Origin of the sequence: Jiangella rhizosphaerae (genome assembly GCF_003579925.1) — a bacterium.
Lineage (GTDB): Bacteria > Actinomycetota > Actinomycetes > Jiangellales > Jiangellaceae > Jiangella > Jiangella rhizosphaerae.
On sequence record NZ_QUAL01000031.1, the window covers coordinates 1 to 11,313 of the forward strand.

Genomic DNA, 11,313 nt, shown 5'->3' on the forward strand with positions numbered 1-11,313 from the left:
CGGCCAGCCCCGCCGCCACGCGGACGCGGCCGGCCGCTGCCACGGCGCCCGCGGCCAGCCAGAGCGCGGCCGTCAGGACCGCGACGACGTGGTCGAGGACGACCAGCGCCCCGGTGCTCACGCCGCGACGGCGGGCCGCTCGCCCCGCGCCAGCCGGCGAGCGTCCGCGAGCACCCGCCCGCTCAGGCCCATGATCGCCAGTCCGTTCAGCGCGTGCAGCCCGAACACCAGCGTGCCGGCCGTCGTCGAGGTGTCGCCGGACTCGTTGAACGCGTCGGCGAGCACCCGGATCAGGCTCTGCAGCAGCACCAGCCCGGCGATGCCGGCGGTCATCCCGATCAGCCGGCCACCGACCCTGGCGAGCGCCGCCACGATCGTCGCCACCACCGCGAGCAGCAACAGGATCGAGCCGAAGATCGCGTGAGCGTCGAACGCCTCGTCGTTGGGCGCGGTGTCGAACGCGCCGACCGCCGCCAGATAGAACTGCACCACGACCGCCGCCAGTATGAGCACCGCGAAGCCGAGGTAGACCTTCCGCATGACCCGCTCCCTCCGGGCCGGCTCCTCCGCCGGCCCCGGGGACGATCATTCGCCCCGGCGGGCGCGGGGTCGTCCGCTCCTGAACGGCACCGCCTACGCAGATCCGCGTAGGCCCGCCGCCCGTCATGTACTCCCGGGGGCGTACACCGGCGGTCAGGACGCGTCGAGGCGTGCCTTCTCGGCCTCGACGTCGAAGTCGGCCGGCGGCCAGTCGAGCTTCAGCGCGGCCAGGTGCTCGATGAGCAGCTGCGTCACCGCGAGGTTGCGGTACCACTTGCGGTCGGCGGGCACGAGATACCACGGCGCGGCCTCGGTGTTGCAGCGCTCCAGCACGATCTCGTAGGCGCGCTGGAAGTCCGGCCACAGCCGGCGGTCGTCGATGTCGCCGGGGTTGTACTTCCAGTACTTCGCCGGGTTCTCCAGCCGTTCGGCCAGCCGCTCCTTCTGCTCGTCGGCGGAGATGTGCAGCATGACCTTGACGACGACGCAGCCGGCGTCGACGAGCTCGTGCTCGAAGTCGTTGATGGCGTCGTACCGGCCCTCGACGACCGCCGGCCGCACCAGCTTGCGCACCCGCGCGGCGAGCACGTCCTCGTAGTGGCTGCGGTCGAACACGCCGACCTGGCCGGGGCCGGGCAGTGCCTGGCGAATGCGCCAGAGGAAGCCGCGGCGTCGCTCGGCCGCCGTCGGCGCCTTGAACGCCCGGATGCTGACGCCCTGCGGGTCCATCAGGCCGACGGCGTGGCGCATGGTGCCGCCCTTGCCGGAGGTGTCCATGCCCTGCAGCACCAGCAGCAGCCGCTGGTCGCCGCCGCTGCGGCCGGCCGCGAACAGCCGCTCCTGCAGGTCGGAGATGACCGGGCCGAGCTCGTGCAGGGCGGCCTCCCCCTCGGCCTTCTTGCCGTCGAAGCCGGGGGTGGCGCGGGTGTCGAACGACGCGAGCTCGACCGGTCCGGGCGGGAGGCGCAGCAGCGACGACCACGACGGCTGGGTCATCGACTCAGCGTAACGGACTGGCCAGGGGCGGGGGCCGCTACAATTGACGATTCGGTCGGCTGGGACCGAACGGCTTCGGAAAGGGAACGACATCGACGCCGAGAAGTACGACGCGGCCACCCGGCCGGCGACCGCTCACGACGACGCCGTCGACGAGGAGCAGCCGTACATCACCCACCTGTACGAGCGGCTCGACGAGCTCAAGGCGCGGCTGACGGCCCGGCTGGCGACCCTCTACCGCGAGCACGGCGGCACCCACGCGTCGGTGTGGGACCGCGAGGCGTTCGTCGCCCGCGACGTCGAACGGCTCGAGCGGCTCGGCTCGGTCGACCGCGGGCTGTGCTTCGGCCGGCTCGACTTCCGCGACGGCCACACCAGCTACATCGGCCGCATGGGGCTGACCGACGACGACTACGAGCAGCTGCTGGTCGACTGGCGGGCGCCGGCCGCCGAGCCGTTCTACCGCGCCACCGCCGCCGACCCCGGCGACCTCGTCCGCCGCCGGCACATCCTCACCCGGCTGCGCAAGGTGCTCGCCGTCGACGACGAGGTGTTCGACCTCGACGCCATGCCGGCCGGCGGCCAGGGCACGCTGCGCGGCGAGGCGGCGCTCCTGGCGGCGCTGACCGAGCACCGCACCGGCCGCATGTCCGACATCGTCGCCACCATCCAGGCCGAGCAGGACCGCATCATCCGCTCGCCGCTGGCCGGGGTGCTGGTCGTGCAGGGCGGGCCGGGCACCGGCAAGACGGTCGCGGCCCTGCACCGAGCGGCGTACCTCCTCTACACCCACCGCGACCGCCTGGGCTCCAGCGGCGTGCTGGTGGTCGGGCCGAACCGCACGTTCCTGCACTACATCGACCAGGTGCTGCCGTCGCTGGGCGAGACCGGCGTCGTGCTCGCCACGGTGGGCGAGCTGTTCCCCGGCGTCGAGGCGGCCGGTGACGACGCCGCCGAGGTCGCCGTCGTCAAGGGCGACCCCCGTATGGCCGACGTCATCGCCGTCGCCGTCCGCGACCGGCAGCGGCTCCTCGACGGCCCGGTCGAGCTGAAGGTCGACCGCGTCGAGCTGACGCTGGCCCCGTCCGCCGTCCGGGCCGCACGCACCCGCGCGCGCCGCGCCCGCAAGCCGCACAACGTCGCCCGCCGCATCTTCGTCCGCGAGCTGCTCGACCACCTCGCCGGCGAGCAGGCGCGCGTGCTGGGCGAGTCGCTCGACGAGGACGACCTCGCCGAGATCCGCGCCGACCTCGCCGCCGAGCCGAGCGTCGCCGCCCTCGTCGACGAGCTCTGGCCGGCGCTGACGCCGCAGCGGCTGCTCGGCGAGCTGTTCGCGTCGCCGGCGCTGCTCGCCTCGGCCGGCGGCGACCTGACGGCGGCCGAGCGGTCGCTGCTGGCGCGGCCGCACGGCGCCGAGTGGACGACGGCGGACGTGCCACTGCTGGACGAGGCGGCGGAGCTGCTCGGCGAGGTCGACGACCCCGACGAGGCGGCCCGGCTGGCCCGGCAGCGCGAGGAGGCGGAGATTCAGTACGCCCGCGACCTGCTCGACGAGCTGGAGCTGGAGATTCCGGTCGACCCCGAGCTGGTCGCGTCGCGGTATCGCGGCGGCGAGACCCGCCGCAGCGTCGCCGAGCGCGCCGGGCTGGACCGCTCGTGGGCGTTCGGGCATGTCATCGTCGACGAGGCGCAGGAGCTGTCGCCGATGGCGTGGCGCATGGTCATGCGCCGGGCGCCCGGCCGCTCCATGACGGTGGTCGGCGACATCGCCCAGACGGGGGCCGCGGCAGGCGCGCGGTCGTGGGCCGACGTGCTGGAACCGCACGTGCCCGGGCGGTGGCGCCAGGAGACGCTGACGGTCAACTACCGCACGCCGAGCGAGGTGATGGACCTCGCGGCACGGGTGCTGCACGCCATCGACCCCGCACTCGAGCCACCCACGTCGGTGCGCTCCACCGGCGAGCCGCCGCGGACGGTGCCGGTGTGGTCGTCGCTGGACCTCGTCGAGCAGCTGGCGACGGAGGTCTCGGCCGAGCTCGCCGACCTCGGCGCCGGGCGGCTGGCGGTGCTCGTGCCGGCGGCCAGGCTCGACGAGGTGCACGCCGGACTCGCCGCCGCACTGCCGGTCGCGGTGTCGCGCGCCTCGACGGCGGACGCGCTGGACGCGCCCGTCGCGGTGCTCACGGCCGGCCAGGCGAAGGGCCTCGAGTTCGACACCGTCGTCGTGGTCGAGCCGGCCGAGCTGCTGGCCGAGTCGGTGCGCGGCGCCACCGACCTCTACGTCGCCGTCACCCGGCCGACGCAGCGGCTGGTGCTGGTGCACGCCGAGCCGCTGCCGCCCATGCTCGCCTGACGCCTCGACTCAGCCGACGACGGCGCGGGTGCGCAAGCCCGGGAAGCGCGTGAAGCCCTTGTCGGCGGTGACGAACTCGCATCCGTGCTCGATGGCCAGCGCCGCGAGGTGAGCGTCGGGGAGATCCCGGCCCATCGCCCCGGTGTCCCGGCAGAGCCGATCGAAGATCGGCCAATGCCGGGGCCCTGGCGCGACAACGATGGCCTGCGGACGGTGCCGGAACGTGTCGGCGAAGCGCAGCGCATCGTCCAGCGGAGTCGGCGTCTTGAACACCCTTCGGTTCGTCACCAGCCGGAGGAAGCCGTTGAGCACGGCGTCGCTGACCGCGTAGCTCTCCATGCCGTTGAGGAGGCGCCGCAGCCAATCGCGGTGGGGCGGATGCTGCGGCAACTCGCCGCGGTGGGCGTAGACCAGGATGTTGACGTCAGGCATCAACACGATCGACGCCCTGGAAGTGCTCGGCGTCCTCCGCCTCGGCCAGCTCGGCCCAGGTGGAGCGGTCGTCCAGATCGATGCCGACGTGTAGCCCGTCGCCGGTGAAGACGATGAGATCGGCGCGTGGGCCGTCGACGTCGCGGCGGTCGCGTTCTAGCAGCTGGCGCAAGCCGTCCTCCAGGACTGACGTGATGGTCTGGTTCTTGCGCGCGGCGTACTCCTTGACCTGACGCATCAGGTCTTCGTCGAGGCGCACCGTCGTCCGCATACGCCAAGCATAGCGCGGTGACATAAATATGTCACCGCGCCATCCAGGGGCCCGACCCGTCAGGCCGGGGCGACCTTGCGCAGCTGCTCCATGAAGGCGCCGAACCACTGCGGGTGGTCGGGCCAGGCACGGCCGGTCACCAGGTTGCCGTCCACCACGCCGGCGCCGTCGACGAAGGTGCCGCCGGCGGTCTCGACGTCCACCGCCAACGCGGGGTAGGCCGACGAGCGCCGTCCGTCCAGCGTCTTCGCCGCCGCCAGCAGCAGCGGGCCGTGGCACAGGGCGGCCGTCGGGGCGCCGCCGTCCATGAAATGCTTGACGATGCGCTGGGCGTCGGGGTCGTTGCGGATGTACTCGGGCGCGCGGCCGCCGGGCACCACGACCGCGACGTAGTCGTCGACGTTCACGTCGGAGAACGCGATGTCGGCGGGCCAGCTGTGGCCGGGCTTCTCGGTGTACGTGTCGAACCCGTCGACGAAGTCGTGGACGACGAACTGCAGCTTCTTCACCGACGGCGCGGCGACGTCGACCTCGTAGCCCTCCTCGAGCAGCCGCTGGTACGGGTAGAAGAACTCCAGATCCTCGGCCGCGTCACCGGTCAGGATGAGCACCTTGGGCATGGGTCGGACCTCCTCGTCGCGACGGACTCTGCACGACGTCAGTCTCCGCCCGCGCCGGCCGCCGCGGCCAGTGCTCTTATCGCGATCCGAGAGAGGCCGCTCCGTCGCGGCTCAACGCCGTCAGGCGCGACACCGCCCGGAAGTACTTCTTGCGATACCCGCCCGCGAGCAGCTCCGGAGTGAACAGCCGGTCCAGCGGTACGCCGCCGGCGACGACGGGCAGGTCGCGGTCGTAGAGGCGGTCGGCGAGCACGACGAGCCGCAGCGCGGTCGACTGGTCGTCGACGGTGCGCACGCCGCGCAGGTGGACGCGGCGGACGCCGTCGAGCAGCGGTCCGTACCGCGACGGGTGGACGGTGGCCAGGTGCGCCACCAGCGCGTCGAAGTCGTCGAGGGTGACGCCCTCGCCCTCGGCGGACGCGGCGACCAGCGCGTCCGGCACCGGCGGCGGCGCCGACGGCAGCCCGCGGTGCCGGTAGTCCTCGCCGTCGACGCGGACGACGGTGAACCGCTCGGCCAGCCGCTGGATCTCGCGCAGGAAGTCCGTCGCCGCGAACCGGCCCTCGCCGAGCTGGTCGGGCAGCGTGTTGCTGGTGGCGGCCAGCCGGACGCCGCGCTCGGACAGCCGGCCGAGCAGCGTCGACACCAGCACGGTGTCGCCGGGGTCGTCCAGCTCGAACTCGTCGACGCACACCAGCCGGTGGGCCGACAGTGCCTCGACGGTCGCGGCGAAGCCCAGGGCGCCGGCGAGGTTGGTGAGTTCGACGAACGTGCAGAACAGCTTCCGCTCCGGCGGTACCAGCGCGGCGTGCCACAGCGATGCCAGCAGGTGCGTCTTGCCGACCCCGAAGCCGCCGTCCAGGTAGATCCCCTCACCCGGCGCGGACGCGTCCGACGCCGCGCGCCGGAACCACCCGCGGCGCCGCCCGCCCGCGCCGTCACCGTCACCGACGGCGGTGGCGAACGCCCGCGCGGCGCTCACCGCGGCGGCCTGGCTGGGGACCGCGGGGTCGGCGCGGTAGCTGTCGAAGCTGACGTCGCGGAACCGCGGCGGCGGCACCATGTCGGCGACGAGCCGCGACGCCGGCACGTCCGGACGACGCTCGGCGAGGCGGGTGGGCACGACGGCAATCGTAGGGTTCTCTTCGTGCAGCAGCTGTATCCGCCCGCCGACGGCCCCGCCGACCTCGAGGCGGCTTACGCCTACCCCCCGCTGGCCGGCGACGCGAGCTGGCTGCGGGCCAACATGGTCACCAGCCTCGACGGCGCCACCCAGGGACACGACGGACGCTCCCGGACGGTGTCCAGCCCGCCCGACCGCGTGGTGCTGTCGCTGCTGCGCCGGCTCTGCGACGTCATCATCGCCGGCGCCGGGACGGTGCGGGCGGAGCGGTACGGACCCGTCGACCGCCCGATCGCCGTCGTCAGCCGGTCCCTGCAGTTCGATCCGGAGGCGCCGCTGTTCGCCGAGGCGACGCACCGCACCATCGTCATCACCCTGGAGTCCGCGCCCGCCGACCGCCGCGCCCGGCTGGCCGCCGTCGCCGACGTCATCCTGGCCGGCGGCGACGAGCTCGACGTCGCCGCCGCCCGGCAGGCCCTGGCCGACCGCGGCCTGACCAGGCAGCTCTGCGAGGGCGGCGCGCACCTGCTCGCCCACATCGTCGCCGCCGAGGCGCTCGACGAGCTCTGCTACACGCTGACGCCGCGGATGGTCGGCGGGCACTCGGCCCGGCTGCTGGAGACGCCGTTGCCCCTGGAGAGCGACTGGACGCTCGGCCACCTCATCGAGGACGAGTCGACGCTGTTCACCCGCTGGGTGGCGCGCCGAGGCTGAGCATTGTCGGCGGCGTGGTACAGACTGGGCCCATGCGACTCCCGGTTCTGCCGCCCGTAGCGCCCATGCTGGCCAAGCCGGTCAAGGCGATCCCCGACGGCGACCTCAGCTTCGAGCCCAAGTGGGACGGCTTCCGCTCCATCATCTTCCGCGACGGCGCCGAGGTCGAGATCGGCAGCCGCAACGAGAAGCCGATGACCAGGTACTTCCCCGAGCTGGTCGCGGCCGTGAAGGCGAACTTCCCGCCGCGCGCCGTCGTCGACGGCGAGATCGTGCTGGTCGGCGCGTCCGGCGACCGCCTCGACTTCGAGCTGCTGCAGCAGCGCATCCACCCCGCCACCAGCCGGGTGACCATGCTCTCCGAGACGACGCCCGCCACGTTCGTCGCGTTCGACCTACTCGCCCTCGGCGACGACGACTACACCCAGCGGCCGTTCCGCGAGCGCCGCGCCGCCCTCGTCGAGGCGTTCGCCGCGGCGCGGGCGCCCATCCACGTCACCTCCGCCACCACCGACAAGGCGCTGGCCGAGCAGTGGTTCCACCAGTTCGAGGGCGCCGGGCTCGACGGCGTCATCGCCAAGCCGCAGGACGGCGTCTACGAGCCCGACAAGCGGGTGATGTTCAAGATCAAGCACGAGCGCACGGCCGACTGCGTCGTCGCCGGCTACCGCGTGCACAAGAGCGGTCCCGACCGCATCGGCTCGCTGCTGCTCGGGCTCTACGACGACGACGGCGTGCTGGCCAGTGTCGGCGTCATCGGGGCGTTCCCGATGACGCGCCGCCAGGAGCTCTTCGAAGAGCTGCAGCCGCTGGTCACGTCGTTCGACGACCACCCCTGGTCCTGGGCCAAGCAGGAGGCGGGCACCCGCACGCCGCGCAACGCCGAGTACAGCCGCTGGAGCGCCGGCAAAGACCTCTCGTTCGTTCCCCTCCGCCCCGAGCGGGTCGTCGAAGTGCGCTACGACCACATGGAGGGCGTCCGGTTCCGTCACACCGCGCAGTTCGTCCGCTGGCGGCCCGACCGCGACCCGTCGTCGTGCACCTACGCGCAGCTGGAAGAGCCGGTCAAGTTCGACCTCGCCGACGTCCTGCGCTGAACCGTCGTTCGTACCGCTCCCGGCCGGCGACTCGCCTAGGCTGCGGCCTCTGAGCCAGAATGGAGACGAGCCCTGTATGGTGCCGGAACTTACCGACGCCGGGCCCGGTGCCGACCCTGGGAGGTGGGCCATGTCGTACAACATCGTGGTGCTCGTGGAAGAGCCCGTTGCCGACTGGGACGCGCGCCAGATCGTGGCGCTGCATGCCGACACACCTGAACCGGTCCGCTATCACGTGCTGATCCCGGTCGAGGACGCCGCCAGCCGCGTCGAGTCGACCATCGGGTCGCTCGCCGCCAGTGAGGTCATGGGCACGGCCGCCATGTACGTCGACGAGGCCGACCTCGAGCGGGTGCACGAGGAGATCCGCGCCGCCAGCAAACGCTCGCTGGCCCAGTCGCTGGAGGCGTTCGCCAAGGCCGGCGCCCAGGCCGGCGGCGAGGTCACCGCGACCGACCCGCTCGACCGCCTGTGCGCGCTGTCGCAGGAGTGCGGTGCCGCCGAGATCATCATCCTCACCCGCCCGCACGTCATCGCCGAGCTGTTCCACGTCGACTGGACCGCCCGCGCCCGGCGCCGGCTCAAGGTGCCGGTGCTGCACCTGCTGGCCCGCGGCGAGCCCGACTGGGAGTCCGAGGTCGAGGCCGAGCACGCCGCGGAACGCGAGCGCCGCGCCGCCGACAACGGCACGGGCACGGCATGAGGGAAGCCATCGAGCTGACGGTCGGCGGCCGTCAGGTCCGGGTGTCCAGCCCGAGCAAGGTCTACTTCCCCGAGCGCGGCCTCACCAAGCTCGACGTCGTGCAGTACTTCCTCGCCGTCGGCGACGGCATCCTCGGCGCGCTGCGCGAGCGGCCGACGACGCTGGAGCGCTGGCCGGGCGGCGTGTTCGAGGGCGCCAAGCTGTCCACGCGGCAGGACAACCGCGGCGACGCGTTCTACCAGAAGCGTATCCCCAAGGGCGCACCCGACTACGTCGAGACCGCGACGGTCGCGTTCCCCAGCGGCCGCACCGCCGACGAGGTCTGCCCGACGGAGATCGCGGTCGTCGCGTGGGCGGCGAACCTCGGCACGCTGACGTTCCACCCGTGGCCGGTCCGCCGGCCCGACGCCGACCACCCCGACCAGCTGCGCATCGACCTCGACCCGCAGCCCGGCACCGACTACGCCGACGCCGTCAAGGTGGCGCACGAGGCGCGGGCGCTGCTGCGCGAGCTCGGCATGGACGGCTTCCCGAAGACCTCCGGCGGCCGCGGCATGCACCTTTACGTCCCCGTGCGGCCCGAGTGGGACTTCGTCCAGGCCCGCCGCGCCGTCATCGCGTTCGGCCGCGAGCTCAACCGGCGCATGCCCCAGCAGGTCACCGTCGACTGGTGGAAGGAAGAGCGGGGCGAGCGCATCTTCATCGACTTCAACCAGATGGCGCGCGACCGCACCATCGCGTCGGCGTACTCCGTCCGGCCCAGGCCGCGGGCGACGGTGTCGGCCCCGCTGTCCTGGGACGAGATCGACGACGCCCGGCCCGAGGACTTCGACATCACGACCATGCCGGCCCGGTTCGCCGAGGTCGGCGACCTCCATGCCGGCGTCGCCGACGTCGCGTACTCGCTGGAGCCGCTGCTCGAGCTGGCCGCCCGCGACGAGAAGGACCACGGCCTGGGCGACCTGCCGTACCCGCCGGAGTACCCCAAGATGCCCGGCGAGCCGCTGCGGGTCCAGCCGTCGCGGCGGGCGACCTTCGACTGACGAAGGCCGCTCCGGACCCGTCCTGCCGCGCCGCCCGGAGGCGTCGAGTTGCGTCGCTCCCGTGTTCGAAATAAGCTATCTGCATGCACTGATACGGGTCGTCTGAAGCCTTGAAGGGAGGCCGCGCATGGTCCCATCGTCGACCGGTGGCGCCGGCCTCCGGGCCGTGGAGCACGTCCGGCTGGTGCCCGACGACGATCCGGCGGCGCGGCGGCTCGACGAGGCGCTGGCCGGGTTCCTGGCCGGAGACGGCGGCAGCGGTCGGGAACGGTCCATCGATCCCGTGCCGCTGCCGGCCGGGTTCGCGTCGATGCCGCCCGGCCCCCGGCTGGGTGCGGCACTGGCGCGGGTCCCGGTCCAGCGGGTGAACGGTCACGACACCGTCGACGTGATGAGCGCGGCCTACCGGCAGCTGTGCCACGCCCAGGCGGTGTTCCTGCGCGCCCTGCTGGAGACCGGGATGCGCCGGCCCGGCAGCGGCGACACCGTGGCCCGGCTGGCCAGCCCGGGCGAGTTCGCCGCCGAAGAGGCCCGGGCCGCGCTGACGTGGTCGCGCCGCCGCGCGGACACCACGTTCGAGTTCGCCTGGCAACTCTTCGAACGGCTGCCCATGCTGGGCGAGGCGATGCACGCCGGCCGGCTCGACGAGCCCCGAGCGCGCGCGTTCATCCAGTGGACCATCGGCCTGCACGACGACCACGCCGCCCAGGTGATCACCACCCTGCTCCCGGCCGCGCCCGGGCTGCTCGTCGGCGCGCTGATCGACCAGATCAAACGCGCCGCCATCGCCATCGACCCCGGCTGGGCCGAACGCCGCTACCGCGCCGCCGTGCGCGGCCGGCGGATCGAGGGGTCCCGCAACGACGACGGCACCGCGAACGTGCACGGGCTGGACCTGCCCCTCGACCGGGCGGCCGCCGCCTGCGACCGCATCCACACCCTGGCCCGGGCCTGCAAACACGCCGGCGACACCCGCCCCATCGACCACATCCGCGTCGACCTCTACCTCGGCATGCTCGACGGCACCCTCGACCAGCTCACCGAAGACCAGATCATCGACCACATCCTCACCCACCCCCTCACCGACCCGCCCCACCCCGACCCCGCCACCCGCGACCACGACGACGACCGCGCCCCGGACGACGACAGCGACGACGACGACGCCCCGGACGACGGCGACGACAGCGGCGGCCACGGCGGAGCACGACCCGACAGCGACGGCGACGGCGACGGCTTGGGCGCCCGTGACCTCGGTGGCGAAGGCCCGGCGGACGCTCGCGGTGATCAAGCCCGATCCGGCCGCTCTCACCGCGAGCCCGGCTCCAGCGGTGCCCGCAGCCGCGGCGACACCAGCCGCCCGTCGCCGGCGGCCGCACCGGCCGGTCGCGCCGACACGAGCCGCGCGTCGGCGCCGGCAGCGG

General features: G+C 73.3%; 12 protein-coding genes. 6 read left to right on the plus strand and 6 right to left on the minus strand.

Features of this window, described 5'->3' with window-relative positions:
• Positions 1-117: 117 nt before the first annotated feature.
• Complete coding sequence (locus DY240_RS03530; RefSeq protein WP_119658586.1) at positions 118-540, minus strand: DUF6220 domain-containing protein; 423 nt, start codon at positions 538-540, stop codon at positions 118-120.
• Between the two features lie 153 nt (positions 541-693).
• Positions 694-1,536, minus strand: coding sequence for a PPK2 family polyphosphate kinase (locus DY240_RS03535; protein WP_119658587.1), 843 nt, complete (start codon positions 1,534-1,536; stop codon positions 694-696).
• Positions 1,537-1,579: 43 nt separating this feature from the next.
• On the opposite strand from DY240_RS03535, the gene DY240_RS03540 reads away from it, so the two are divergent.
• Positions 1,580-3,889: a HelD family protein gene (locus DY240_RS03540; RefSeq protein ID WP_233552592.1), complete on the plus strand. Its 2,310-nt coding sequence runs from the start codon at positions 1,580-1,582 to the stop codon at positions 3,887-3,889.
• 9 nt (positions 3,890-3,898) lie between these two features.
• Here DY240_RS03540 and DY240_RS03545 read toward each other — a convergent pair whose 3' ends face one another.
• The 4 genes from DY240_RS03545 to zapE all read right to left on the minus strand — a co-directional run bounded on the left by DY240_RS03545 (position 3,899) and on the right by zapE (position 6,344).
• Entirely contained in the window at positions 3,899-4,321 is a 423-nt protein-coding gene (locus DY240_RS03545) for a type II toxin-antitoxin system VapC family toxin (RefSeq protein WP_199700754.1), read from the minus strand.
• A complete protein-coding gene (locus DY240_RS03550; RefSeq protein WP_119658589.1) occupies positions 4,314-4,592 on the minus strand; it encodes a ribbon-helix-helix protein, CopG family in 279 nt (92 codons plus the stop codon). Before DY240_RS03550 ends, DY240_RS03545 begins: the two co-directional genes overlap by 8 nt.
• A 59-nt stretch (positions 4,593-4,651) precedes the next feature.
• Complete coding sequence (locus DY240_RS03555; protein WP_119658590.1) at positions 4,652-5,212, minus strand: DJ-1/PfpI family protein; 561 nt, start codon at positions 5,210-5,212, stop codon at positions 4,652-4,654.
• A gap of 76 nt (positions 5,213-5,288) precedes the next feature.
• The gene (zapE, locus tag DY240_RS03560) at positions 5,289-6,344 is read right to left on the minus strand and encodes a cell division protein ZapE (protein ID WP_407659269.1); all 1,056 of its coding nucleotides are present in this window, start codon (positions 6,342-6,344) and stop codon (positions 5,289-5,291) included.
• A gap of 15 nt (positions 6,345-6,359) precedes the next feature.
• Between zapE and DY240_RS03565 the strand changes: the two genes are divergently transcribed.
• The 5 genes from DY240_RS03565 to DY240_RS03585 form a co-directional block, all read left to right on the plus strand.
• Positions 6,360-7,049: a dihydrofolate reductase family protein gene (locus tag DY240_RS03565; RefSeq protein ID WP_199700756.1), complete on the plus strand. Its 690-nt coding sequence runs from the start codon at positions 6,360-6,362 to the stop codon at positions 7,047-7,049.
• Between the two features lie 32 nt (positions 7,050-7,081).
• On the plus strand, positions 7,082-8,146 hold the full coding sequence (locus DY240_RS03570; RefSeq protein WP_119658591.1) for an ATP-dependent DNA ligase: 1,065 nt from the start codon (positions 7,082-7,084) through the stop codon (positions 8,144-8,146).
• A 130-nt stretch (positions 8,147-8,276) separates the two neighbouring features.
• Positions 8,277-8,849 (plus strand): hypothetical protein, encoded by a 573-nt coding sequence (locus DY240_RS03575; RefSeq protein ID WP_119658592.1) that lies wholly within the window; start codon positions 8,277-8,279, stop codon positions 8,847-8,849.
• A complete protein-coding gene (gene ligD, locus DY240_RS03580) occupies positions 8,846-9,892 on the plus strand; it encodes a non-homologous end-joining DNA ligase (protein ID WP_119658593.1) in 1,047 nt (348 codons plus the stop codon). Before DY240_RS03575 ends, ligD begins: the two co-directional genes overlap by 4 nt.
• Before the next feature lie 127 nt (positions 9,893-10,019).
• A partial coding sequence (locus DY240_RS03585; protein ID WP_119658594.1) for a DUF222 domain-containing protein occupies positions 10,020-11,313 on the plus strand: 1,294 nt, incomplete at its 3' end.